Genomic DNA, 23,656 nt, shown 5'->3' with positions numbered 1-23,656 from the left:
AACTGTTCTTCATTCATTATTTCAACACCTAGCTCTTCTGCTTTAGCTAATTTTGAACCAGCCGCTTCTCCAGCAAAAAGAATATCGGTATTCTTAGAGACACTACCAGCAACTTTAGCACCTAATTCTTGCAGTGCCGCTTTAGCTTCATTGCGTTTTAGTTTGTATAATGTTCCTGTCAAGACAACAACTTTACCTGCTAGTGGCTGAGGAACCGATTCATCAAGCGCTTTAATATCCGGCCAATTAACGCCCATCAGTTGTAAACTTTCAATCACAGCTTGATTATGAGGCTCACTAAAGAAACCAAGTATATGTTTAGCAACAATATCGCCAACATCACTGACTTCAATTAATTGTTCAAATGTGGCGGAACTTATTGCATTTAATGTTTGAAAATGGAGAGCTAAATTAGCCGCAGTCGCCTCTCCAACTTCTCTGATCCCTAAAGAATATAAGAAACGTGATAACGTCGTTTCTTTCGCTTTATTTAATGCATTGACCACATTCTGCGCTGACTTTGGTCCCATACGATCGAGGACGGTTAATACACCTGCAGACAGTTTAAATAAATCAGCCGGTGTCTCCACCATTTCTTTATCTACGAGTTGCTCTACCACTTTATCTCCCAAGCCATCTACATCAAGCGCTTTGCGAGAAACAAAATGCTTTAACGCCTCTTTACGTTGAGCAGGGCAAACTAAACCAGCGACACAACGCGTGACGACTTCGCCTTCAATACGTTCCAGTTGAGAATCACAAGCAGGGCATGTTGTTGGATAGATAATCGCCTTACTGTCTTCAGGACGACGAGCTTCTACGACTGATACAATCTGAGGGATAACATCACCAGCACGACGAATAATGACAGTATCACCAATATGAACCCCTAAGCGAGCAATCTCATCGGCATTGTGTAATGTCGCATTACTCACCGTCACTCCGCCAACAAAAATAGGCTCTAATTTGGCTACGGGGGTTATTGCCCCAGTACGACCGACTTGAAATTCAACATCGTTTAAAACGGTCAGCTCTTCTTGAGCAGGAAATTTATAAGCAATAGCCCAACGCGGGGCTCTTGCAACAAAGCCTAGTTGCTCTTGCAAAGAAATACTATCAACCTTAATCACTACACCATCAATTTCATATTTCAATGCATCTCGACGCTCGAGAATGTCTTTATAATATGCTTTTACATCGGTCAGTGAGTGGCATTGTTTTGTCTCTTCACACATAGGTAAACCCCAGTTTTTTAACTGAACAAACCGTTGATAATGACTGCCTTCTAGCTCCCCCCCCTCAATGATTCCTACACTATATGCATAAAAGCTCAATGGGCGAGTTGCTGTGATTTTTGAATCAAGTTGACGCAAACTGCCAGCGGCCGCATTACGGGGATTAGCAAATGGCTTCTCAGCACGTTTTAGCGCTCTTTCATTTAACGCATCAAACCCGGCTTTAGGCATGAATACTTCACCGCGAACCTCTAAACGAGTTGGCCACCCTTCTCCTTGCAACGTTAGCGGTATGCAACGAATAGTTCTTACATTCTCTGTAATATTTTCGCCTGTTGCACCATCACCACGAGTTCCCGCTTGAACTAACAGCCCATCAACATACAAAAGACTTACCGCTAAACCATCAAGCTTAGGCTCACAACAAAACAAGGAAACAGAATCCGAAATAAGACGATCATTGATGCGTTTTTCAAAAGAGTCGAGTTCATTATCGTTAAATGCATTATCTAATGACAACATAGGGATCTCATGTTGAACTTGAGTAAAACCACCTAATGCTTCACCACCAACTCGCTGGCTTGGAGAGTCGACAGTCATGAACTCTGGGTGTTCTTTTTCAATCAACAATAGTTGCTGCATCATTCGATCATATTCAGCATCAGGAAGCTCTGGACTGTCTTCAACGTAATAACGGTAAGCGTGATAATTAAGCTGTTTTTTAAGCTCATCTAGTGTTTTTTCAATACTCATGACGGGTCAACTTCTTGTTCTTTTATTGATGGTATACAAACAAAAAAGACTCACGAATGAGCCTTTAAAAATTAAGATAATAATAGACGATTAATTACAAAAAACTTTTACTCGTTGTTTGTATTCATCTATTTTATTTGGTGTAAGCATATTTCGTTTTTCATCCAACACATTTCCACCAAGCTCTGAAGCGACTAATTGTGCCGTTTGTAGCATTAGTTTGAAATTATAATCAGCTTCACCATTACATGGCAATGGTAAGAAAAATGAAATACCTGGAGTCGAAAACTCTTCACCCTCTGGTACTTGGAAATGCCCTGGAGCAACCATATTAGCAGTACTAAATACAACTTTACCAGAACCGGCCAAATCAGAATGACGATGGTAAATAGCCATATCACCGAAGATTAATCCATTTTGCTCTAAGCTATTAAATAAACGATTACCATTAAATCGCTCATTCCCCATACCATGCACATTGATGACAATCACATCTTCTTCTGGCTCAGGAACAACTTCAGGCTCTATTTCAGGAATAATCACGGGTTCAACGGGCGCTGGAACAACTGAAGACTCTTTGTGAAAAGTCGGTTCAACATCATCAATCGCAGAAAACGAAATAGTTGGCTCTTCTTTTACCATCGATTCAGAAATTGAGGGCCTTGTCATTACAGGCTCTTCAATTACTTTCGGCTCCACTTCCTTTTCTTCTTCATTCTGTTTAAGAATCGCGTCAGTGCCACCATCAAACAACGGATCTTGGGATAAATTAGGTTCATCACGACCAAATGCTGGTTCTTTTCTTTCTTGACGAACGTCTACTACGCTTTCTTTTGGTTGTTCAAAACCACGAGCTGGGGTTGGTTGCTCATCTTCACTTTCAGAATCAAAATCGATATCTACTTTCTTACCAAATTTTGAGCTTGTCTCTTTTCGACTTGTCCATAAGCCATGAAACAACAATGCCGCAATGGCCAATGCCCCAACAAGTATCAACACTAATCGCAATTCTTGCATCGCTCACTCTCTGCTTTATTAATTCTTCTTACTGTATATAAGGAAGAAATATTATCACTACTATTAAGGTAGCCTAACCAATAGTGCTAATCTACCATTACTTATTGGTAATGTACCAAATAATAGGGTACTTGTTGAATAACAAAATGAAAGTGGTGACATAAATCTTACAAATGAACAATATCAGTCGCTAAATTATCGGTAATTGCATTTCTTTGTGCGTATTTTTGAGTATAGTGAATAGATGATACACAAACTGTAAATATAGATTATGAGTTCATTTAAACAAACCCAATCTGGTGTTCAATACTTTGTGAAAGGGATGTCACTTGCAATGACCCCTGGTATTCGACGCTTTGTCTTTATTCCCCTACTGATAAACTTTATTTTATTAGGCGGTTCATTTTTTTATCTCTTCAACCAAATTGGTGGATGGATCGAACAAATTCTAGCCCAAATACCGAGTTGGTTAGATTGGTTATCGTATTTACTATGGCCTTTCATTGTCATTAGTATTCTTGCGGTATTTTCCTATTTCTTTAGTACGATTGCGAATTGGATTGCAGCACCATTTAATGGCTTACTAGCAGAGCATTTAGAAGCAAAATTAACCAATCAACCCGCGCCTGACGGTGGGGTAATTGACGCATTAAAAGATTTCCCGCGGATCTTTAAACGTGAATGGCAAAAACTGAAATATTACCTACCTAAAGCGCTAGGCTTGTTTATTCTCTTCTTTATTCCGGCAATAGGACAAAGTGTGGCTCCTATTCTTTGGTTCTTATTTACGGCTTGGATGATGGCAATTCAATATTGCGATTATCCATTTGATAACCATAAAGTACCATTCGAAGTGATGAGAGATGATTTAAAAACAAAGCGTGGTAAATGCCTATCATTTGGATCGCTAGTTACTCTCTTTACGATGACCCCTATTCTAAATTTATTTGTAATGCCTATTGCTGTATGTGGCGCAACAGCAATGTGGGTAGATGTTTATCGTGATAAGCACTCTCGCCTTTAATGCTTAAACCCACATAGAATAAGTTCATCTATATCTTATAACCTTTAGATCCTTTCTCATTTAAGTAACTCTTCGTATTCTAGATAGGTCGAGTTGCTCAAATGAGCGTCCAAAATATTTACTTTATAATTAATCACGCTTTACGTGAAATGAAGGAACAGATCATGACAAAGATTTACGAAGATAATTCACAAACGATTGGCAATACCCCTCTTGTACGTTTAAACCGTGTGAGTAATGGTAATGTATTAGCAAAAGTAGAAGCACGTAATCCAAGCTTTAGCGTTAAATGCCGTATTGGTGCAAACATGGTTTGGGAAGCAGAAAAAGCAGGTACATTAAGAGAAGGCATAGAGTTAGTTGAACCAACATCAGGAAATACCGGCATTGCATTGGCTTTTGTTGCCGCAGCTAAAGGGTACAAACTAACACTAACTATGCCTGCATCAATGAGCTTAGAACGTCGTAAGCTTCTTAAAGCACTAGGGGCAAACCTTGTTCTTACTGAAGCGGCAAAAGGCATGAATGGCGCCATCGCTAAAGCGGAAGAAATTGTAGCAAGTGATCCAAGTAAATATTTACTTCTTCAACAATTTAATAACCCTGCAAACCCGGCGATTCATGAAAAAACAACAGGCCCTGAAATCTGGGAAGCGACTGATGGCAACATTGATGTATTTGTTGCTGGAGTAGGTACTGGAGGTACATTAACAGGCACCAGTCGTTACTTAAAACATACTCAAAATAAAGCCGTACTGTCTGTCGCTGTTGAACCTGCAGAATCACCAGTTATTGCCCAAGCACTTGCAGGCGAAGAGATAAAACCAGCACCACATAAGATTCAAGGGATCGGCGCTGGATTTATTCCAGGAAACCTAGATTTAACGCTAATTGATCGTGTTGAAGCCGTGACATCAGAAGATTCAATCGAAATGGCTCGTCGTTTAATGGAAGAAGAAGGCATTTTAGCTGGCATCTCTTCAGGAGCAGCCGTCGTTGCAGCAAACCGCATTGCAGCACTTCCAGAGTTCGCAAATAAGCAAATTGTTGTCGTATTACCAAGTTCGGGTGAACGTTACCTAAGTACAGCACTTTTTGCTGGTTTGTTTACAGAACAAGAAAATGAGCAATAAAACCGCAACATTCATGTGTTGAAATCAATTTTTACGCCAAAAAAGCCCCTTATGGGGTTTTTTTGTTGATTTCATTTCCCTCCTTAGTAATAATCAAGCCACTTTATTTTTAGGTGTAAAATAATTACAATCCGTTATAAAGTATCACTGAGAAGTGAACTTAAGATTACAAAATAAGTAAACTTATATAAAATTACTGTCATTAATCTATTTAACATTCGTGGATTGTGTCTATCACAATGATGTGCGAAAGTAGTTTTCAGAAACGAATGGGTTAACGACATTAATTCAACATAAAATATAAATCGGGGTATACACAATGTATTCACAAGACGTAGTAATTACTGCAGAAAATGGCCTTCACACTCGTCCAGCGGCTCAGTTCGTTAAAGAAGCGAAAGGTTTTGATGCAAAAATCACTGTTACTTCTAATGGCAAAAGCGCAAGCGCTACTAGCCTTTTCAAACTACAAACTTTAGGTCTAACTAAAGGTACTAACGTAACTATCTCTGCCGAAGGCGCTCAAGAGAAAGAAGCAGTAGACCACCTAGTTAAACTAATGGACGAGCTGCATTAATCAGCTTTTTCTTTAATTATTCTCATTCTCTAATTTGATCAATGTTAAGGTAAAGCTATGATTTCTGGCATTCTAGCATCTCCGGGTATTGCTTTTGGTAAAGCATTATTACTTCAGGAAGATGAAATTGTCCTAAACAAAACTCCAATCTCTGAATCTCAAGTAGAAACAGAAATTCAATGTTTCTTTGACGCTAGAGCTAAGTCTTCTGAGCAATTAGAAGCGGTTAAAGCGAAAGCGCTAGCAACATTTGGCGAAGAAAAAGAAGCGATTTTTGAGGGGCATATAATGCTTCTTGAAGATGAAGAGCTAGAAGAAGAAATCTTAGCCCTTATAAGAGACGACAAACTTTCTGCTGATTTTGCAATTTACTCTGTAATTGAAGAGCAAGCGTGTGCACTTGAATCTTTAGATGATGACTATCTAAAAGAGCGTGCTACAGATATCCGTGATATCGGTAGCCGCTTTGTTAAAAATGCACTAGGCATTACGATTGTTTCTTTAAGCAACATTAATGAAGAAGTTATCCTAGTTGCTAAAGATTTAACACCGTCTGAAACGGCACAAATAAACCTAGATTACGTTCTTGGTTTTGCTTGTGACATTGGCGGACGTACTTCTCATACTTCTATCATGGCACGTTCTCTTGAACTTCCTGCTATCGTTGGTACTAACGATATCACTAAGCAAGTGAAAAACGGTGACATGTTGATTCTTGATGCGGTTAACAACAGAATTGTTATCAACCCATCAGAAGCAGAACTGGCTGAATCGAAAAAAATTCGTGACGACTTAGTTGCTGAAAAAGAAGAACTAGCAAAACTAAAAGACCTACCTGCTATCACTCTAGATGGCCACCAAGTTGAAGTTTGCGGTAACATCGGCACAGTAAAAGACTGTGAAGGTATTATTCGTAACGGCGGTGAAGGTGTTGGTCTGTATCGTACAGAATTCCTATTCATGGATCGTGATGCACTTCCTACTGAAGAAGAGCAATATGTTGCTTATAAAGAAGTAGCAGAAGCGATGCATGGTGAATCAGTGATTATCCGTACTATGGATATCGGTGGTGATAAAGATCTACCATACATGGATCTTCCTGAAGAAATGAACCCATTCTTAGGATGGCGTGCAATCCGTATCAGTTTAGACCGTCGTGAAATTCTACGTGATCAATTACGCGGTATTTTACGTGCATCAGCACACGGCAAACTGCGTATCATGTTCCCAATGATCATTTCTGTTGAAGAAATCCGTGAGCTGAAAAAAGCAATCGAAGAATACAAAGTAGAACTTCGAGCTGAAGGCCTAGCGTTTGACGAAAGCATCGAGATCGGTGTTATGGTTGAAACGCCAGCAGCCGCTGCAATTGCACATCATTTAGCGAAAGAAGTTAGCTTCTTCTCTATCGGTACTAACGATTTAACACAATATACTCTTGCTGTTGACCGTGGTAACGAAATGATTTCTCACCTATACAACCCACTATCTCCAGCGGTTCTGCTTGTAATCAAGCAAGTAATCGATGCTTCTCATAAAGAAGGCAAATGGACAGGTATGTGTGGTGAGTTAGCGGGTGATGATCGTGCAAGCTTACTTCTTCTTGGTATGGGCTTAGACGAATTCAGCATGAGCGGTATTTCTATCCCTCTTGTTAAGAAAATCGTTCGTAACTCAAACTTTGCAGCAGTAAAAGCAATGGCAGATGAAGCACTTCAAATGCCTACAGCAGCAGAAATTGAAGCACACGTTGAAAAATTTATCGCAGAAAATACTAAGTAATAGTATAGTTGCAAAGAATTAAATATAGCCACTAAGTTTTAGTGGCTATTTAATACAAACTTTAGGGAGCAACACAATGGGTCTGTTTGACAAAATTAAAAGCGCATTTTCTTCTGAAAGTGCTGCCGCTGGTGCAATTGAAATCATCGCACCTCTTTCTGGTGAAATCGTAAACATCGAAGATGTGCCAGATGTAGTGTTCGCTGAAAAAATCGTTGGTGACGGTATTGCTATCAAACCTTCTGGCAACAAAATGGTTGCTCCAGTAAACGGTACGATCGGTAAAATCTTCGAAACTAACCACGCTTTCTCAATCGAATCTGAAGACGGCATTGAGCTTTTCGTTCATTTCGGTATTGATACTGTTGAACTTAAAGGCCAAGGCTTCACTCGTATTGCTGAAGAAGGTCAAGAAGTTAAAGCTGGCGATATCGTAATCGAATTTGATCTTGCGTATCTTGAAGAGCACGCGAAATCAACGCTTACTCCTGTTGTTATTTCTAACATGGACGAAATCAAAGAGCTAACTAAGCTTTCTGGTGCTGTTACTGTTGGTGAATCTCCAGTTCTTAAAGTAACTAAGTAATTTCTTTTAATAGATAATTAATTAGTTAAATAAAGAATAAAAAAAGCCGCTATTTGATAGCGGCTTTTTTATATCTATCGTTTGTTGATTAATTATCGAACCGTAAGATCAGCAAGCATTTCTTGTGATGGAGTAAAGAAGTACCCGCCAGTAACAGCATCAGTAAAACGTAATAATTGATCCGTTTTCCCATCAATTTCACCGTACATGCTATCCAACATAATTTGGAAGTTATGTTTACTATGACAATACGCAATGAACAATAGACCATGATCACTTGAGACCGAGCCATACGGCAAGCTGTGGCGTAGAATCTTAACACCCTTACCATTTTCTTTTATATCAACACGACCTACGTGAGAAGCAGCAGGAACGTCGTCTAGTTCAATAGAATCAGGCTTAGTACGACCAATTACTTTTTCTTGAGCAGAAACAGATAAGCGATTCCACGCAGGTATGTTATGAAGGAAGCGCTGACACATCATGTAACTGCCACCACTAAATTCCCCATCCGCAATTAGGGCAACTTCTGCTCTAGCTTCATTCTTAGGATTTTCTGTTCCATCAACAAAACCAGTCATGTCACGAGAATCAAGAAAACGATAACCAGAAACTTCTTCATCGACTTGAACACATTCAGAAATAGAACTCATTAATTTACGTAGGATATAAAAGTGTAAATCATGACGATTTGAATGCAGGTGAATAAACGCATCACCATGAGTCGCTGGTGCGATGATATCCCCTTTACCTAATGCTCTAAATTTAGATAACTCTGGTGGCATAGGTGCAGACAATGTAGCCCAAAAATCAGCACCAAAAGAAATCGCACTACTTATATTGGCATCTGGTTGGCTTTCATTTAATTCAGAGATCAAAAGTGGTAACGCTTGAAGCTGCTCTAAAACCTGCTGAGGGTTATTTTTCACAGTTAACGTTACGTACAGTGCAAATCGATCTGGTTCTGGCAATAATGCCGTTTGAGGAGTGTAAGACATGAACTCAGTTCCTTTCTTATTTTGAATTAACTGAGTTCATTATATGAAATTAAGCATTAGATTGTTTGATAATAAATAAGAGATTACGAAGAAATTACTTCTACGGACAATTTAACAGTCTCATTCACGGAAGAATCAGACACCATATAGGACTCTTGATTATTTAATTTAGTGATTATTGTCGGTGCACACAATGTACGAACGCTTCCATTTCCCTCTTCTGTCACACGAAAAGCAATTTCTACATTCTCAGCATTAATATTTTTAATTTCAGCCCATGCTTTCACTTGGGACTGCTTATCTATCGAATTGAACACAAGCGTCTCTTCACCTAATACTAAAGACGTCGAAGAATTAGTAATGCGCTGTAAGTCAGGGCGATTAATTTCTAACCCCAAATCTAACTGCCAATCAGCCATCGCTAATGGGCTTAATAAAGCACTAAAAAGAAGTGCGCCTGTTGATAAATCCATCGTCTTCCCTCTTAAGTAAGACTAAAGCATATTTTGACTCTTTTGCTTCGGAATAAAAAAATCAAAAACCAGCTAAGTAATAAAATAACCACTGCACTCTCTAGCTGGAACTCTCCTCTGTTAATAACAATCGACTGTATTAACATTGATAACTCAATAACTACCATTAAAATAGTTAGCCATCGACCTTGCTTCCAAAGGGTCTGCATAAAAGGTCTATTGGGCTTTTTAAAATTACTTAACCACATCAAAAATACAATCGGTAAGCTCATGCATAAACTCATGTAAAAATGAGAGTGATTAGGATAAAACAGAGCAAGAAGATCATTTCCCTGCTGCCGACTTGCACCTGCCATGATAAAAACGACAACAGAGCGAATCAATAGTACCCAACCAAACCATAACCACAACGGTGGCTTTAGCCACCCATGCTCATCATATGCATCGAAAGAATATTGCATTTATCTACCTGAATAATAAATAAACCACTAAGTAGACTTGTTCAGCTTACTTAAATGATTAAAAATAACGATTGAAGAAAATTAAAAATTTGAGCTAGCTACAATCTATAAATCAAAAGCTCTATTCTCATCACATTTTTCTAAGTGTAGACTTTCAAAATATGTAAAAATGCCGTTAATTATTAATAATAAAGACATATTATGATCAAAAATAAAAAAGAACCTATATCAGCTGAAACTCAACAAGAAGCAATGAAGGTAGCTAAAGCTACACAAAAACCAGCACAAACAAAAGAACAAACCAAACTCATAGCACAAGGTATTGAGAAAGGGATCACGCTTTACAAAAAACAACATAAAGAAAAAGCACGTGAAGCGGATAAAACAAGGAAAAAAGAAGTTCGACAAAAGCAATTAAATGAATCTAATTCAAACAAAGAAGAAGACAAAAAAAAACACCAAAATAAAACCAATACTCAATCCAATAAACCGTTACCGTGGATATTATTAGGCCTTAGTTGGGTGGGGTTTATTTACTACTTCTTTTTAGGTTATTAATTGATGAGCCTTAAACAAAAAAAGAGATGAGCCATAAGGGTCATCTCTTTTTTATTTATTATCTATATTGGCTATTTATCTACTTTTAAAGATAAAATCCCCATAGAAATCACAGCAACAACAACAAATCCACCGAGGATTATTGAAGGCATCGCTATATAACCTAACGTATGCCAAATAACCGATTCTAACGTACTCATAGTAAGCTCCTTACCACCCTTCAACGCCAGACATATCAGGCAGTTTATGTGCGATACCTTTATGACAATCAACACATGTTTTATCACCTGATGCTAGCGCCGTTGAATGCTGCTTCGCACTACGAGGGCCTTGCTCAGAGAAATCCATATAATTAAATTCATGACAATTACGACATTCCTGAGAGTTATTCTCTTTCATTCGATGCCATTCTCGCTCTGCTAAATGACCCCGACGTTCTTTGAACTTCTCTTCAGTATCAATCGTCTTTGTTACGTAATGAGCAAACAATTCTTTTGATGCTTGAACTTTACGTACGATTTTATCTGTCCAATTATGAGGTACGTGACAATCAGAACAGATAGCACGAACACCAGATCGGTTTGAATAGTGAATGGTTTCTTGGATCTCTTTAACAATCGGAGCATGACAACCAGAACAGAATTCTTCTGAATTCGTTGCTTGCATACCCGTGTTAAATGCACCCCAAAAAAGCAACCCCCCCATAAAGCCCATAAATAGGACGATACCTACTGCAGCTTTACTTGGAGAAGAAAAACGCTTCCAAAATGCTTTTAAAAATTTCATGTATAGCCTCTCTTAACAGTATTGGCTATTAACTAGCGCAATGAGTCCACACGTTTAAATTCATTCTCAACCAGTGGTTTAGCATCTGCTTGAGGAACATGACATTGTAGACAGAAGTAACGACGAGGTGATACATCAGATAATACAGCATCTTCACGATTCACGTAATGCGTTACACTGATCTTCGTAGCGCCCATTTCTTTCGCGTTTTTCCAGCTGTGACATGATAAACATTTGTTCACGTTTAAAGACACTTCGTAATTACGAATAGTATGAGGAACCAATGGTGGTTGATAAACATAATCACTTTCTAACGCATGGTCACGAGGAAAACGTTTAAAGTCATCCGCTGGACGAGTCGCTTCTAACTCTGAAGCCCCACGTAATGATTCAACGCCACCGATACCACCAGGATTATTTAATTCCGTTTTTTGTTCAGCTTCTGCTTGTACTGCACCAGCAAACAACAGTCCAATTGATAGAAGCGTTATAATGAATTTTTTCATTCTACTTTCTCCGCCTTAAGGCAAACTCTTTGAAATAGACCACCACATCAGATGGTCTATCAATTATTAATTAAGCAATTTTAGTGATTTTAACTGGGCATTTTTTGTAATCCGTTTGCTTAGAAAGCGGATCGGTAGCGTCCAAAATCAACTTGTTAATTAAGATACGAGCATCAAAGAATGGGACAAACACCAATCCTTCTGGCGGACGGTTACGACCACGAGTTTCAACACGAACGCGAACTTCACCACGTTTGTTTGAAATTAATACTTCTTCACCACGGCGTAAATCACGTTTTTTCGCGTCCGCTGGATGGATATAACAAAGTGCATCTGGAACGGCTTTATACAGTTCAGGAACACGACGAGTCATTGTTCCTGTATGCCAATGCTCAAGAACACGACCAGTACATAACCACATATCAAACTCTTCGCCAGGAACTTCTGGAGGCGCTTCATATGGTGCAGAAATAATCAGAGCTTTACCATCAGGCTTGCCATAGAAGTCCCAATCAGACCCTTTTTTAGCGTATGGATCTGAGCCTTCTTTAAAGCGCCATAATGTTTCTTTACCATCAACAACAGGCCAACGTAAGCCACGTACTTGGTGGTAAGTATCGTATGGTGCTAAATCATGACCATGACCACGACCAAACGTTGCATACTCTTCAAATAGGCCTTTTTGAACATAGAAGCCTTGATCTTTCGCATCATCATTTAGATCTTGAGCTTCAGATAATGGGAAAGCATCTACGTTGCCATTTTTGTAAAGTACGTCATACATAGTTTTACCACGGAACTCAGGTGCTTTAGCTAATAGCTCTTCGCCCCACACTTCTTCTACTGTGAAGCGTTTTGAGAATTCCATAATTTGCCATAAATCAGATTTTGCTTCACCGGTTGCTTGTACTTGTTGATACCAAGCTTGAGTACGGCGCTCTGCATTACCATAAGCTCCTTCTTTCTCTACCCACATTGCTGTTGGAAGAATCAAATCAGATGCTTGAGCAGTTACTGTTGGGTATGGGTCAGAACACACAATGAAGTTTTCTGGATTACGGTAACCAGGAAGACGCTCACCATTAATATTTGGACCCGCTTGCATGTTGTTATTACACATAACCCAGTAAGCGTTGATCTTGCCATCTTTAAGCATGCGATCTTGTACAACAGCATGAGCACCTGGTTTCGCAGGAATCGTACCTTCAGGTAGTTTCCAGATGTTTTCAGCGATCTTACGGTGCTTAGGATTAGCAACCATCATATCAGCAGGTAAACGGTGTGAGAACGTACCGACTTCACGAGCCGTACCACACGCTGATGGCTGACCTGTCAATGAGAACGGACTATTACCAGGCGTCGATATTTTACCTGTTAATAAGTGAATATTATAAACAAGACTGTTCATCCAAACACCACGAGTATGTTGGTTCATACCCATTGTCCATAACGACATTACTTTTGTGTTTGGATCCGCGTATTGTTTAGCCAGAGTGATCAGGTCTTCTTCTGATACACCAGACATCTCAGACGCTTTCTTCGCCGTATAAGGCGCAACAGACGCTTTATATTCTTCAAAGTTAATTGAAGTCATGGCACCTGAGTTAGGATTCTCTGCTTCCATTTGAAGCGGGTTATCATCACGAAGACCGTAACCGATGTCTGTTGTTGCTTGCTTGAAATTCGTGTGTTTATTTACGAAGTCCCAGTTAATCGCATCGTTTTCAATAATGTAATTAGCGATGAAGTTAGCAATAGCAAGGTCAGATTGAGGTTCAAAAATGTACCCTTTGTCTGCTAATTCAAATGAACGATGGTAGTAAGTCGATAATACGTTCACTTTAACGTGTGGATTACTTAAACGACGGTCAGAAATACGAGTCCATAATACTGGGTGCATTTCAGCCATGTTTGACCCCCACAGAACAAAAGCGTCTGCGTGTTCAAAGTCATCGTAACAACCCATTGGCTCATCAATACCAAAAGTACGCATGAAACCACCAACGGCTGAAGCCATACAGTGACGTGCGTTTGGATCAATGTTATTTGAACGGAAACCGGCTTTCATCAGCTTAACCGCTGCATAACCTTCCATTACAGTCCACTGACCTGAACCAAACATACCAACACCTGTTGGACCATGTTTTTTCAGAGCCGCTTTCCATTTCTCAGCCATGGTGTCAAAAGCAACATCCCAAGAAACAGGCGTAAACTCACCTTCTTTATCGTATTGGCCATCCGTCATACGCAACATTGGCGTTTGAAGACGATCTTTGCCATACATGATCTTAGATAGGAAATAACCTTTAATACAGTTAAGACCTTTGTTTACTGGTGCTTCAGGATCACCTTGAGTCGCAACAACGCGACCTTTTTGAGTCCCTACTAGTACAGAACAACCAGTACCACAAAAACGACAAGGCGCTTTATCCCATTTAATTTTTGTTTCGTCAGAACTAACGATTAAATTAGTTGCTGAAGCAGGCAGTGTAATCCCTGCGACAGCTGCAGCTGATGCTGCGGCGTTTGCTTTAACAAACGCACGTCTTGTCATTTTCATGATTCATCCTCACATTGCGAATCAAAGTGCTCGATTTGGTGGAATACTAAAGCAACCGTTAGTATTCCTTCGAAGTCATTTATTTTATCGATTGAATCGGTGATATATCCTTGGTTTTCTGTTTCAAGCACAACAACTAATTTGCCCTCTTCACTTTCTCCGTAGATTTCCGCATTCGGTATTTCTAATATTTTTGCTTTTGTTTGTTCTAAAAATTCAGGTTTAACATGTACGACTACACTTGAAATATGAACTTCGTTCTCAGGCAAATTTTCTAACATTATGTTTGCTCTTCCAGTGTCATGCTGATAGCTGAAGTTGGGCATGCTGCAACACAAGCACCACATCCATTACAGTCATCAAAATTAAGTTTAGGCTGAGCTACACTGCCCAGCGTAAGTTGAAAACGAATCGCTTGCGTGTCACACATATCACTGCAACTACGACATTCAACGGCTCGTTTTGCTAAACAACTTTCATTTATTGTAATTCGATGAGAGAAAGCTGATTTTTCAGTTACAGTAAATAAGTGTTCAGGGCATACTGATGCACATTGTTCACAAAAAGTGCACTCACCTTTTGTAAAATCAACGATAGGAAACCCCCCATCGCCTTTAACAATTATGCTTTCTTCACATGCGGTAATGCACTTTTCACAGCGAGTACAAGCAGAGACAAACTCAGCTTCATTATCAACCCAAGGCAAACGCTGCTGTGTTAAAGGATGTATTTTTTTCTGAGGAGACAAACGGCGAAAAAATCCCCGCTTGGAATGGTCAACTGAATTATCTTGACTCATCTATTCATAACTCCGCGCATCTATTAACATTTTTATATGATGAATTTTAAATTTTGTCATATTTATTGATATACCTCATAATGGTTAAACAAGGGGGGAACTTGTTCTAGATCAATTTTTAAAACAAATAAAAACAACAGAATAGATTATTATCCCCTCCTTTTAACTATAGGCCAGCCACAACAATTATGAAACATAATAAAACATCAATATTAACAAAAACAATAGCTCAAGTGATGTTGTGGATTGTCCTTATTTCGATCATTACAACAAGCTTAGCTTTGGTCACATTGTCATCAAGTTTAAAAGACGCCGAAGCGGTCAATATTGCAGGTTCTTTACGCATGCAAAGTTATCGTTTAGCCTACGATATTGAAACCAATTCACCATACATGCTAGATCACTTAGCCAAATTTTCAGAATCCATTGAGTCACCCGCTTTCCACTCTTTAGATCAATGGTTTGTACCGGACGACATTGAATCCTATTATTCTGACATTCGATTACAGTGGCAGTTATTGCAACCCGCATTACTAAGTGATGATAAACAAATTTATCTCACTAAAGTGTCGCTCTTTGTGGATGAAATCGATCATTTCGTTCTACGCTTACAGCAATTTTCAGAGCGAAAACTTCAATTACTTTCTTTTATTGGTGCGATAGGTTTATCTCTCATTCTTTGTCTTGGTCTTTTTATTATTTCATTTACTCAACGAAAAATTGTGAGTCCGCTGCATCACCTTGTTGCCGCAAGTCACGCAATGACAAAAGGCAATTTTTCAGTACAAGTGGATTTAAATAGTGGTAATGAATTAGGGCAATTAGGTAGCGCCTTTAATCACATGGCAAAACAAGTGCACTCTAGCTACCGCGAGCTCGAAAGTCATGTTGAAGATAAAACCAGAAAACTCAGTCAAGCAAATCGATCGCTAACCACTCTTTATGCTTGCTCTCAAGAGCTATCAGCCTCTCAACTTGATGAAAAAGCCTTTAAAAACATTCTTAACATGTTTACTAATATTGAAGGTGTTATTAGTGCAAGGTTAATTGTAGAAGAAGAGTCTGGCGGTGATTGGGAAATAACAAGTGGAACCCCAAACAATTCACCTTGGAGTTTAGAAGAGCTGATCATTGATGGAGAAAAATTAGGTTACTTATTGTGGCAATTTTCTCTTCCATGCCCAGATCAAAAGCTAATCATCAACATCGCTAATATTCTTGCTCGTGGGTTGTTCTATGACCTAACCCAAAAACAAACGCATCAACTTATTCTTCTTGAAGAGCGAGCAGCAATTGCACGAGAACTGCATGACTCACTGGCACAATCGCTTTCTTATTTAAAAATTCAAACGACCTTATTGAAACGCCAACTTAAGAAATGTGATTGTCAAAACACAGGAAGTACATTGACGGAATTGGATGAGGGACTTAAAAGTGCCTATACTCAGTTAAGAGAATTATTAAACACCTTTAGATTAACGATTAATAAGGCGCACTTTGGTGAGGCATTACAAGAGATTATAAATACCTTACAATCACAGACAGCCATTCGTATACATGTAAATAATGAACTGCCATCTTTGCCAATTAATGCACAACAGCATGTACATTTGTTGCAATTAATACGCGAAGCAACATTAAATGCCATCAAACACTCAAAAGCTGATAATATTATCATTACGTGTTACCAAGAAGGTGAGCAAGGTTACATTAACATTGAAGATGATGGCGTAGGATTTGACTCCACCGAAGAAAAAATAAATCATTATGGATTAAGAATAATGCAAGAACGAGCAAACTTCGTTCGAGGTACTTTATCCATTGCATCAGAATTAGAACACGGTTGTGCAGTGAACGTTACGTTTCCACTTAACCAATAATTAATTTAAAAGGTATATACCCTATGTGGAATGTTGTTATCGTTGACGATCATCCTTTAATGCGCCGAGGCATTGGCCAACTCCTTTCTTTTGAAGATGAATTTACCCTAACAGGTGAAGCAAGTAATGGCACAGATGCCGTTGCTCTAATCTCTAAAGATGAACCCGACCTTGTTCTTCTCGATTTAAATATGAAAGGCATGTCAGGCCTTGATACGTTGCATGCATTACGCAATGAAGGCGTAACTTGCCCGATTGTCATTCTTACCGTATCCGATAATAAACAAGACATTAAAACCTTAATAAAAGCAGGTGCTGACGGTTACTTACTTAAAGACAGTGAACCTGACGAGCTTATTGCACTGCTAAAGCAAGCAATACAAGGTGACAAAGCCTATTCAGAGCAAGTGAAAATTTGTTTAGAAGAAGGTAAGAATGGTGATGATAAACTGTCTAGTTTAACCGCTCGTGAACTTGAAATATTACAAAATGTAGCGAAAGGAATGAGAAATAAGCAAGTAGCAGACAAACTGTTCATTTCAGAAGCAACAGTAAAAGTGCACATGAAGAGCCTACTTAAAAAACTCAATGTAAAATCGAGAGTAGCAGCGACCTTACTTTATTTGGATGCATAAAATGAAAACAGCCTTATGTTCTTTAATATTGCTATCACTACTCTCAGGTTGTGCATCAACAACCAAAGTAGAAGATACGAATATAGATAAGGTTTTTTTATATTTTGATGATAGTTCAATTACAGATTGTACTCCAGTCGGAACCGTTACAGGCAGTGAAGGCCATTGGTATACTTTCTTCTTTATTACAAATAAAGAGTTACTCATATCAGCCGTTAATGACATGAAAAATGAAGCCACCCTATTAGGAGGAAACAGCATTGTTATCCATTCTCCTTCAGCCTTTAACACGTCAGTCACTCTGCTTGGATCTGCCTATTTATGCCCCTCGTTATAAATTGACACAAAAAAGCCAACTTAACGTAAGTTGGCTTTTTTATTATTGTCTGTCCATATCCACGTATAAAACTGATTTACATTTTAATGGTATAACGTGGAAGCAATTTGATCTTCTCTCGAGCATACCCAATCAGGATCATAAGGTCCCCAATCAGAAAGACGATAATAACCATCATTATGACGGCGTCCATCTTGGATAAACATCAATTCAATGCCTATGCCTGGTAATGCTTTTAGTACATCTTGAATTGTACGACGGGGCCACCCTGTTAACTCTACAAGTTTAGGTACATTAGGCCTTTCTAAATTATGCACCAACAACGCTAAATACAAGCGTCTGGCGAACACTGGATTCAACTCCATTGATACCTCCTGATTTAATAAGAGTAATTATTAATCATTTAATATTAATGATGTTGAGATTGATCAACTAATTACGAAAATAATCCTACAATTTAACGAAATAACTCATAAATCTGTTTTTTTTGTAATTAATTTTCATAACTATCATTATAAAAGCAGAACCTCTAACCAATATTAACCGTTCCACCACCTTGAACTTTACCTCCACATCCAACCGCATCTCCACTTCTCGCCGCCGGCTGCCCATCCATAAACACAGAGTTCGATCCCTCAGAAATGGCTCGCGGGTGTGGCGGATGTTTAGGTTTACTATGAAGAGCAAGAGGATCCCCCTTTCTGGCTGCAGGTACACCATCAACTTTAACCGTTCCCGAACCCGCTAATATCGGACTTGGATGAAACCCATCATGGGCAGTACCAATATCACCCACTTTCACTGCATTTCCCATTCTCTTTTGTCCATTTCATACATCAAAAAATAAGTGTATGTTTAATGAACAACAATGACGATTTTAGAAAAGAAAAAGACGAGTCACTTCAAAATATAATTAACAAAACACTAAATACTCTCCAACACTGGCGTATTTGTTCAATTCTCGTTATAAAGGAAGCATAATTAATAACATAATGAAGAAAGTCATGACGATAATTTACGGAATAAAAAACTGCGATACGATAAAAAAATGCAAAAAGTGGCTTGAAGCAAACGACATTGATTTCACTTACCATGACTATCGTACGGATGGCATTGATAAAGAAATGATTACGACTTTTGTTCAACAACTTGGTTGGGAAAATGTCGTAAATAAGCGAGGTACTACTTACCGTCAACTCAATGATGAGCAAAAAGCATCATTAAATGAAACTACGGCGATTGATCTTTTACTAGAAATGCCGGCAATGATAAAGCGCCCAATTTTAATCCATAACGATCTCTACCATTTAGGCTTCAAACCCGCTCAATATGATGCAATTTTTAACGGTTAATTTTATTTTAAAGATAAGTAAAGGAATACAACATGCCTGACACTCCAACACTCACTCTCGCGAAAGATCTCCTCAGTCGCCAATCAGTCACTCCAGAAGATGCGGGCTGCCAAGAGTTAATGATTAAACGCCTTGAGGCTCTTGGTTTTACAATTGAAATCATGGTATTTGAAGACACCACCAATTTTTGGGCTCGCCGTGGAACAGAAGCACCTTTATTTACCTTCGCAGGCCACACAGATGTAGTTCCAACAGGATCATTAACGCAGTGGAATACCGATCCTTTTAAGCCAACGATCATCGATGGCATGTTATACGCTCGTGGAGCTGCCGATATGAAAGGCTCTCTTGCCTGCATGATTGTTGCTGTTGAGCGTTTCATTTCTGAGCACCCAGAACATAAAGGTTCACTCTCTTTCTTAATCACTTCAGATGAAGAAGGTCCATTCATTAATGGCACAACACGTGTGGTTGATACGCTAAAAGAGCGTAATGAAATTATTGATATGTGTATTGTTGGTGAACCGTCAAGCACCCAATATGTTGGCGATGTAGTCAAGAACGGTCGTAGAGGCTCTTTAACTGGAAACTTAACCGTCAAAGGCATTCAAGGGCACGTTGCTTATCCACACATTGCACGAAATCCGATCCACCAATCAATGGCTGCACTACTTGAACTGACAACGACTGAATGGGATTTAGGTAATGCTTATTTTCCACCAACCAGCTTTCAAATTCCGAACATGAACAGTGGTACAGGTGCCTCTAATGTGATCCCTGGAACAGCGGAAATCATGTTTAACTTTCGCTTCAGCACTGAATCTACCGTCGAAGGCCTACAACAGCGTGTGATTGAACTCTTAGATAAACACAATTTAGAATACGATCTGGATTGGATTATCAATGGACTTCCGTTCTTAACCGATACTGGCGATCTATTAACAGCCGTTGTTGATGCCGTTGCCACTGTTAATCAACAGAAGCCTGAATTACTAACAACAGGTGGAACATCCGACGGCCGCTTCATTGCTCAAATGGGTTCACAAGTAATTGAGCTTGGTCCGGTTAATGCCACTATTCATAAAGTGAATGAGTGTGTCAAGGTTGATGATTTAGAAAAACTGACTGATATGTATCAAGAAGTCCTAAATAATTTACTCGCTTAGCCACCTTTTAAGTATATGATGAGAGGGTCTTGATCCTCTCGTTTTTTATTAGGTACCTTATGACATATACACAGCTCACAGGTCTATCAACTCAACACCTCTCCTTTGTTAACCCCCATCGCCAACTTCACCATGATTGTATTTCTTCATTTAAGGCATTAGAAATTGCGGCAAGAAAAGCGGGATTTACTCTCACTATCGCAAGCAGTTTTCGTGATTTTGAACGTCAATTAATGATTTGGAATAATAAGTTTACAGGTATTCGTCCCATTCTAGGAACTGACAGTAAAGTGTTAGATACGAATAAGATGAGTGATATTGAAAAGATTCACGCCATTATGCGTTGGTCTGCATTGCCAGGAGGAAGTCGCCATCATTGGGGAACCGATCTTGATGTCTATGCGAGCAACCATCTTCCTAAAGGGGTCACATTGCAGCTTGAACCTTGGGAGTACGAAACAGGACATCAAAAAGAATTCAGTCTATGGTTATTTGAAAATGCCCCTAAATATGGTTTTTTCTTCCCTTATAAGCATGATAAAAAAGGCGTCGCGATTGAACCTTGGCACCTTAGTTACAAAACAACCAGTGATAAATACATGTCACAACTTACACCTGAACATTTACGTCAAGCATGGCGAGATGTAGAACTGGCAGGAAAAGAGAGTATCATTAAACATATCGATATCTTATTTCATCGTTACATCATGAACATAAATAAGGAATAGTCATGGAATGGTTAATGAACCCTTGGGTTATTATCGTCATCGTATTAAGTGTTGTTATTGGTAACCTTGCCGCATTAAAAGCGACGGCAAATATGAAATTTAAACAGCCGAAAAAACCGATAACACCACAAGAAAAAGAGGACGAATTAGGTTCTGAAAAAAATGAATCGGTAGCAATGAATCAATCTGAAGACAAAAAAAAAGACGCCCAATAATTTGAGCGTCTTTCTTATATAACAAACGTGTCTATTCTTCCGTTATTTCTGTTTTTGACTTCTTATTTGATTTTTCAATCATTGCAGCCAACACAGGAACTAATGAATCAAGCGTCGCTTCATCTACCGGTTTACCCGCAGCATCCGTTACATTAATAGAAGTACGGTTACCAAGATCACCTAATAGTAGGTTGTAAGTGCGACCTTCAAAAGACAATGGTTTTGTACCAATCTCTTGCCAGAACTCATCATCAGGCTCTTTATATTTAACCTCAATGGTTCCTTGCGAACGGTTTCTATCTTCAATATTCAGTCCCATCATCGGCAATAAATCACCAAGACGCTCCCAGAAAACATTATAAGGCGCACGAGCGATTATCACAGGAAGACCACTGCGATCTTGTCCCATAGAAATAGGGATGCGCTTAACAAGCTCTTCAGCACGAATACGCGCTTCTTCGCGAAGCTGCTCGTCATAAGCAGACGTCACTAAATTCGTCATTAAAATATTATAACGCGCTTTATTTGCTTGAGTAACTTCAGCTTGTTTACCATCAACTTGCCAATCAATCAGAACAATTTTAAATCCTGAACGATTGTTTTGATTTAACTTAGTAATCAAATAACGAGAACCAAACTCATGATCTTCATCTTCTGAATTCCACGTTAACCAATCAGTTTCAAGTTCAGTATCCGACTGTTTTAGTAATGTGATATTTCGTTTTTTAATTAAGCCCAACACCGTTTGCCAAAGCTTATCAAGATCTTCATCTTTCACAAGCCATACAGAGACTTCCCCTTGTAGCTCTTCTATACGAGCCCCTGGGATCAGTTCTAATACTTGCTGAGGAGGTCGAATATCGACACCTTTTCCGACTCCACCAACATACTCCCCTTTAGGAATATCATATTGAGGATAGAACTCAGGTTTAGCTTCCGCTGGTTGCTGCCATTCTTTTAATGGTGCCGTATCTAAATATTTAAAATCTTGTTTAGCTTGGCGACGCTCAGTTGGACTGCTTGAACAAGCCGCTAACATAGCAACCATCAATGATCCAACAACAAAGCGAGTGTTCACTTTCATTTTTTATCCTACTACTTCAACACACCAGCACGAATTAATGCTTGTTCAACAACTGGTTGTGCTGAATGACTTAATTCTGTTAGTGGTAAACGAATATCAGGGTGAGTAATCATCCCTAAACGATGAGTGGCCCATTTAACAGGCATTGGATTCGCTTCAACAAACAAATCCTGATGTAATGGCATTAAGCGTTGATTAATAATTTCCGCTTCTTCAAACTTACCTTGAGCCGCTAATGCAAACATGGTTGCCATGTCTTTTGCTGCTACGTTTGCCGTTACAGAAATAACACCATGACCGCCCATTTTAACAAATTCAAGTGCCGTTGCGTCATCACCACTTAGTTGGATAAATTTATCACCACAAAGTTCACGCGTAATCGCAATTCGGTCTAATTCAGCTGTCGCATCTTTTAAAGCAACAATATTATCAAGTTCAGCTAAACGAGCTACCGTTTCTGGCAATAAATCTACAGCCGTACGACCCGGAACATTGTAAAGGATTTGAGGTACATCGGTGGATTCAGAAATCGCTTTATAATGTAAGAATAAACCTTCTTGTGTTGGCTTATTATAATAAGGCGTTACGCTTAAACAGCCCGCAACACCTGAATCTCGAAATAATTTACTGAACGTTACCGCTTCATGAGTCGCGTTTGCGCCAGTACCCGCAATAACAGGAATTCTGCCATCAGAAAACTCAAGCGTTTTCATCACTAACTTGACATGTTCTTCTACACTTAATGTCGCTGACTCACCAGTGGTGCCAACGGCAACAATGCCATCTGTACCTGCATTAATATGATAATCAACGAGATTTTTTAAACTTGTGTAATCAACTTCACCATCGGTGTCCAATGGTGTCACTAAGGCGACAATGCTACCTGAGAACATATCCTTCTCCCTTTTTAATCAGCCTGAGAATGGCGAACAAATTGAGTTATTCATTAATATGATGGCAAAGCGTTATCGCCCTTGTTCATCATACAATCACATGATTTTCATCTTCTAT

At 39.0% G+C, this 23,656-nt stretch carries 28 protein-coding genes; 13 read left to right on the top strand and 15 right to left on the bottom strand.

Going from position 1 to position 23,656, the window contains the following annotated elements:
• Both ligA and zipA read right to left on the bottom strand, forming a co-directional pair.
• Positions 1–1,988: NAD-dependent DNA ligase LigA (gene ligA / locus AACV33_RS04275; RefSeq protein ID WP_182699919.1), on the bottom strand; the 1,988-nt coding region annotated here is incomplete at its 3' end.
• A 90-nt stretch (positions 1,989–2,078) separates the two neighbouring features.
• A complete protein-coding gene (gene zipA, locus AACV33_RS04270) occupies positions 2,079–3,005 on the bottom strand; it encodes a cell division protein ZipA (RefSeq protein ID WP_017021180.1) in 927 nt (308 codons plus the stop codon).
• A gap of 271 nt (positions 3,006–3,276) precedes the next feature.
• Here zipA and cysZ point away from each other — a divergent pair, with 271 nt between their 5' ends.
• The 5 genes from cysZ (at position 3,277) to crr (ending at position 8,107) form a co-directional block, all read left to right on the top strand.
• Positions 3,277–4,029: a sulfate transporter CysZ gene (gene cysZ / locus AACV33_RS04265; protein WP_017021181.1), complete on the top strand. Its 753-nt coding sequence runs from the start codon at positions 3,277–3,279 to the stop codon at positions 4,027–4,029.
• Between the two features lie 164 nt (positions 4,030–4,193).
• On the top strand, positions 4,194–5,162 hold the full coding sequence (cysK, locus tag AACV33_RS04260; protein ID WP_017021182.1) for a cysteine synthase A: 969 nt from the start codon (positions 4,194–4,196) through the stop codon (positions 5,160–5,162).
• Between the two features lie 319 nt (positions 5,163–5,481).
• A complete protein-coding gene (ptsH, locus tag AACV33_RS04255) occupies positions 5,482–5,739 on the top strand; it encodes a phosphocarrier protein Hpr (RefSeq protein WP_005420435.1) in 258 nt (85 codons plus the stop codon).
• A gap of 57 nt (positions 5,740–5,796) precedes the next feature.
• The gene (gene ptsI / locus AACV33_RS04250) at positions 5,797–7,521 is read left to right on the top strand and encodes a phosphoenolpyruvate-protein phosphotransferase PtsI (RefSeq protein WP_017021184.1); all 1,725 of its coding nucleotides are present in this window, start codon (positions 5,797–5,799) and stop codon (positions 7,519–7,521) included.
• Between the two features lie 76 nt (positions 7,522–7,597).
• Positions 7,598–8,107, top strand: coding sequence for a PTS glucose transporter subunit IIA (crr, locus tag AACV33_RS04245; protein WP_012550853.1), 510 nt, complete (start codon positions 7,598–7,600; stop codon positions 8,105–8,107).
• 92 nt (positions 8,108–8,199) lie between these two features.
• On the opposite strand, the gene AACV33_RS04240 is transcribed toward crr, so the two are convergent.
• From AACV33_RS04240 to AACV33_RS04230, 3 genes are all read right to left on the bottom strand, one after another.
• Positions 8,200–9,105, bottom strand: coding sequence for a Dyp-type peroxidase (locus AACV33_RS04240; protein ID WP_065611601.1), 906 nt, complete (start codon positions 9,103–9,105; stop codon positions 8,200–8,202).
• Between the two features lie 83 nt (positions 9,106–9,188).
• Positions 9,189–9,578 (bottom strand): hypothetical protein, encoded by a 390-nt coding sequence (locus AACV33_RS04235; protein ID WP_017021186.1) that lies wholly within the window; start codon positions 9,576–9,578, stop codon positions 9,189–9,191.
• 11 nt (positions 9,579–9,589) lie between these two features.
• Positions 9,590–10,039 carry a DUF2919 domain-containing protein gene (locus AACV33_RS04230; protein ID WP_017021187.1) on the bottom strand — a complete coding sequence of 150 codons (450 nt, stop codon included), beginning with the start codon at positions 10,037–10,039 and terminating at the stop codon, positions 9,590–9,592.
• Positions 10,040–10,240: 201 nt separating this feature from the next.
• On the opposite strand from AACV33_RS04230, the gene AACV33_RS04225 reads away from it, so the two are divergent.
• A complete protein-coding gene (locus tag AACV33_RS04225) occupies positions 10,241–10,597 on the top strand; it encodes a DUF2956 domain-containing protein (protein ID WP_017021188.1) in 357 nt (118 codons plus the stop codon).
• Positions 10,598–10,668: 71 nt separating this feature from the next.
• Here the strand turns inward: AACV33_RS04225 and AACV33_RS04220 are convergent, their stop codons facing one another.
• The 6 genes from AACV33_RS04220 to napF form a co-directional block, all read right to left on the bottom strand.
• Positions 10,669–10,797 (bottom strand): TIGR02808 family protein, encoded by a 129-nt coding sequence (locus tag AACV33_RS04220; RefSeq protein ID WP_017021189.1) that lies wholly within the window; start codon positions 10,795–10,797, stop codon positions 10,669–10,671.
• A 10-nt stretch (positions 10,798–10,807) separates the two neighbouring features.
• Positions 10,808–11,383: a NapC/NirT family cytochrome c gene (locus AACV33_RS04215; protein WP_012550858.1), complete on the bottom strand. Its 576-nt coding sequence runs from the start codon at positions 11,381–11,383 to the stop codon at positions 10,808–10,810.
• A 32-nt stretch (positions 11,384–11,415) separates the two neighbouring features.
• On the bottom strand, positions 11,416–11,889 hold the full coding sequence (locus tag AACV33_RS04210; protein WP_017021190.1) for a nitrate reductase cytochrome c-type subunit: 474 nt from the start codon (positions 11,887–11,889) through the stop codon (positions 11,416–11,418).
• A 70-nt stretch (positions 11,890–11,959) separates the two neighbouring features.
• Positions 11,960–14,449, bottom strand: a complete 2,490-nt coding sequence (napA, locus tag AACV33_RS04205) for a periplasmic nitrate reductase subunit alpha (protein ID WP_017021191.1) — start codon at positions 14,447–14,449, stop codon at positions 11,960–11,962.
• On the bottom strand, positions 14,446–14,718 hold the full coding sequence (locus AACV33_RS04200) for a chaperone NapD (protein ID WP_231850920.1): 273 nt from the start codon (positions 14,716–14,718) through the stop codon (positions 14,446–14,448). The genes napA and AACV33_RS04200 overlap by 4 nt, the downstream gene beginning before the upstream one ends.
• A gap of 11 nt (positions 14,719–14,729) precedes the next feature.
• Complete coding sequence (napF, locus tag AACV33_RS04195) at positions 14,730–15,248, bottom strand: ferredoxin-type protein NapF (protein WP_017021192.1); 519 nt, start codon at positions 15,246–15,248, stop codon at positions 14,730–14,732.
• Positions 15,249–15,436: 188 nt separating this feature from the next.
• Between napF and narQ the strand changes: the two genes are divergently transcribed.
• The 3 genes from narQ to AACV33_RS04180 are packed head-to-tail and all read left to right on the top strand — an operon-like array spanning position 15,437 to position 18,100.
• Complete coding sequence (gene narQ / locus AACV33_RS04190; protein ID WP_017021193.1) at positions 15,437–17,128, top strand: nitrate/nitrite two-component system sensor histidine kinase NarQ; 1,692 nt, start codon at positions 15,437–15,439, stop codon at positions 17,126–17,128.
• A 23-nt stretch (positions 17,129–17,151) separates the two neighbouring features.
• The gene (locus AACV33_RS04185) at positions 17,152–17,763 is read left to right on the top strand and encodes a response regulator (RefSeq protein WP_017021194.1); all 612 of its coding nucleotides are present in this window, start codon (positions 17,152–17,154) and stop codon (positions 17,761–17,763) included.
• Between the two features lies 1 nt (position 17,764).
• Positions 17,765–18,100 carry a DUF4156 domain-containing protein gene (locus AACV33_RS04180; RefSeq protein WP_017021195.1) on the top strand — a complete coding sequence of 112 codons (336 nt, stop codon included), beginning with the start codon at positions 17,765–17,767 and terminating at the stop codon, positions 18,098–18,100.
• Positions 18,101–18,183: 83 nt separating this feature from the next.
• On the opposite strand, the gene AACV33_RS04175 is transcribed toward AACV33_RS04180, so the two are convergent.
• Entirely contained in the window at positions 18,184–18,465 is a 282-nt protein-coding gene (locus AACV33_RS04175) for a winged helix-turn-helix domain-containing protein (protein ID WP_012550865.1), read from the bottom strand.
• 164 nt (positions 18,466–18,629) lie between these two features.
• Entirely contained in the window at positions 18,630–18,914 is a 285-nt protein-coding gene (locus AACV33_RS04170) for a type VI secretion system PAAR protein (protein ID WP_182699918.1), read from the bottom strand.
• 190 nt (positions 18,915–19,104) lie between these two features.
• Between AACV33_RS04170 and AACV33_RS04165 the strand changes: the two genes are divergently transcribed.
• The 4 genes from AACV33_RS04165 to AACV33_RS04150 are packed head-to-tail and all read left to right on the top strand — an operon-like array spanning position 19,105 to position 21,561.
• On the top strand, positions 19,105–19,452 hold the full coding sequence (locus AACV33_RS04165; RefSeq protein ID WP_039798505.1) for an ArsC family reductase: 348 nt from the start codon (positions 19,105–19,107) through the stop codon (positions 19,450–19,452).
• A 32-nt stretch (positions 19,453–19,484) separates the two neighbouring features.
• Positions 19,485–20,618 (top strand): succinyl-diaminopimelate desuccinylase, encoded by a 1,134-nt coding sequence (gene dapE, locus AACV33_RS04160; RefSeq protein ID WP_017021197.1) that lies wholly within the window; start codon positions 19,485–19,487, stop codon positions 20,616–20,618.
• Positions 20,619–20,677: 59 nt separating this feature from the next.
• Positions 20,678–21,346: a M15 family metallopeptidase gene (locus AACV33_RS04155; RefSeq protein WP_065611600.1), complete on the top strand. Its 669-nt coding sequence runs from the start codon at positions 20,678–20,680 to the stop codon at positions 21,344–21,346.
• A gap of 2 nt (positions 21,347–21,348) precedes the next feature.
• A complete protein-coding gene (locus tag AACV33_RS04150) occupies positions 21,349–21,561 on the top strand; it encodes a DUF2897 family protein (RefSeq protein ID WP_065611599.1) in 213 nt (70 codons plus the stop codon).
• A 31-nt stretch (positions 21,562–21,592) separates the two neighbouring features.
• Here AACV33_RS04150 and bamC read toward each other — a convergent pair whose 3' ends face one another.
• Both bamC and dapA read right to left on the bottom strand, forming a co-directional pair.
• Entirely contained in the window at positions 21,593–22,645 is a 1,053-nt protein-coding gene (gene bamC / locus AACV33_RS04145; RefSeq protein ID WP_182699917.1) for an outer membrane protein assembly factor BamC, read from the bottom strand.
• Positions 22,646–22,656: 11 nt separating this feature from the next.
• Complete coding sequence (dapA, locus tag AACV33_RS04140; RefSeq protein ID WP_182699916.1) at positions 22,657–23,538, bottom strand: 4-hydroxy-tetrahydrodipicolinate synthase; 882 nt, start codon at positions 23,536–23,538, stop codon at positions 22,657–22,659.
• Positions 23,539–23,656 lie beyond the last annotated feature (118 nt).

Source organism: Aliivibrio sp. SR45-2 (assembly GCF_963890165.1).
In the GTDB taxonomy this organism is placed as follows: domain Bacteria; phylum Pseudomonadota; class Gammaproteobacteria; order Enterobacterales; family Vibrionaceae; genus Aliivibrio; species Aliivibrio salmonicida.
The sequence above is the reverse complement of the archived record's forward strand: the minus strand, read 5'-3'. Positions and strand labels throughout refer to the sequence as shown.

Excerpts from the sequence above, each read along its gene's own strand:
- zipA (WP_017021180.1), bottom strand. The coding sequence starts at position 3,005 with ATGCAAGAATTGCGATTAGTGTTGATACTTGTTGGGGCATTGGCCATT.
- cysZ (WP_017021181.1), top strand. The coding sequence starts at position 3,277 with ATGAGTTCATTTAAACAAACCCAATCTGGTGTTCAATACTTTGTGAAA.
- cysK (WP_017021182.1), top strand. The coding sequence starts at position 4,194 with ATGACAAAGATTTACGAAGATAATTCACAAACGATTGGCAATACCCCT.
- ptsH (WP_005420435.1), top strand. The coding sequence starts at position 5,482 with ATGTATTCACAAGACGTAGTAATTACTGCAGAAAATGGCCTTCACACT.
- ptsI (WP_017021184.1), top strand. The coding sequence starts at position 5,797 with ATGATTTCTGGCATTCTAGCATCTCCGGGTATTGCTTTTGGTAAAGCA.
- crr (WP_012550853.1), top strand. The coding sequence starts at position 7,598 with ATGGGTCTGTTTGACAAAATTAAAAGCGCATTTTCTTCTGAAAGTGCT.
- AACV33_RS04240 (WP_065611601.1), bottom strand. The coding sequence starts at position 9,105 with ATGTCTTACACTCCTCAAACGGCATTATTGCCAGAACCAGATCGATTT.
- AACV33_RS04235 (WP_017021186.1), bottom strand. The coding sequence starts at position 9,578 with ATGGATTTATCAACAGGCGCACTTCTTTTTAGTGCTTTATTAAGCCCA.
- AACV33_RS04230 (WP_017021187.1), bottom strand. The coding sequence starts at position 10,039 with ATGCAATATTCTTTCGATGCATATGATGAGCATGGGTGGCTAAAGCCA.
- AACV33_RS04225 (WP_017021188.1), top strand. The coding sequence starts at position 10,241 with ATGATCAAAAATAAAAAAGAACCTATATCAGCTGAAACTCAACAAGAA.
- AACV33_RS04220 (WP_017021189.1), bottom strand. The coding sequence starts at position 10,797 with ATGAGTACGTTAGAATCGGTTATTTGGCATACGTTAGGTTATATAGCG.
- AACV33_RS04215 (WP_012550858.1), bottom strand. The coding sequence starts at position 11,383 with ATGAAATTTTTAAAAGCATTTTGGAAGCGTTTTTCTTCTCCAAGTAAA.
- AACV33_RS04210 (WP_017021190.1), bottom strand. The coding sequence starts at position 11,889 with ATGAAAAAATTCATTATAACGCTTCTATCAATTGGACTGTTGTTTGCT.
- napA (WP_017021191.1), bottom strand. The coding sequence starts at position 14,449 with ATGAAAATGACAAGACGTGCGTTTGTTAAAGCAAACGCCGCAGCATCA.
- napF (WP_017021192.1), bottom strand. The coding sequence starts at position 15,248 with ATGAGTCAAGATAATTCAGTTGACCATTCCAAGCGGGGATTTTTTCGC.
- narQ (WP_017021193.1), top strand. The coding sequence starts at position 15,437 with ATGAAACATAATAAAACATCAATATTAACAAAAACAATAGCTCAAGTG.
- AACV33_RS04185 (WP_017021194.1), top strand. The coding sequence starts at position 17,152 with ATGTGGAATGTTGTTATCGTTGACGATCATCCTTTAATGCGCCGAGGC.
- AACV33_RS04180 (WP_017021195.1), top strand. The coding sequence starts at position 17,765 with ATGAAAACAGCCTTATGTTCTTTAATATTGCTATCACTACTCTCAGGT.
- AACV33_RS04175 (WP_012550865.1), bottom strand. The coding sequence starts at position 18,465 with ATGGAGTTGAATCCAGTGTTCGCCAGACGCTTGTATTTAGCGTTGTTG.
- AACV33_RS04170 (WP_182699918.1), bottom strand. The coding sequence starts at position 18,914 with ATGGGAAATGCAGTGAAAGTGGGTGATATTGGTACTGCCCATGATGGG.
- AACV33_RS04165 (WP_039798505.1), top strand. The coding sequence starts at position 19,105 with ATGACGATAATTTACGGAATAAAAAACTGCGATACGATAAAAAAATGC.
- dapE (WP_017021197.1), top strand. The coding sequence starts at position 19,485 with ATGCCTGACACTCCAACACTCACTCTCGCGAAAGATCTCCTCAGTCGC.
- AACV33_RS04155 (WP_065611600.1), top strand. The coding sequence starts at position 20,678 with ATGACATATACACAGCTCACAGGTCTATCAACTCAACACCTCTCCTTT.
- AACV33_RS04150 (WP_065611599.1), top strand. The coding sequence starts at position 21,349 with ATGGAATGGTTAATGAACCCTTGGGTTATTATCGTCATCGTATTAAGT.
- bamC (WP_182699917.1), bottom strand. The coding sequence starts at position 22,645 with ATGAAAGTGAACACTCGCTTTGTTGTTGGATCATTGATGGTTGCTATG.
- dapA (WP_182699916.1), bottom strand. The coding sequence starts at position 23,538 with ATGTTCTCAGGTAGCATTGTCGCCTTAGTGACACCATTGGACACCGAT.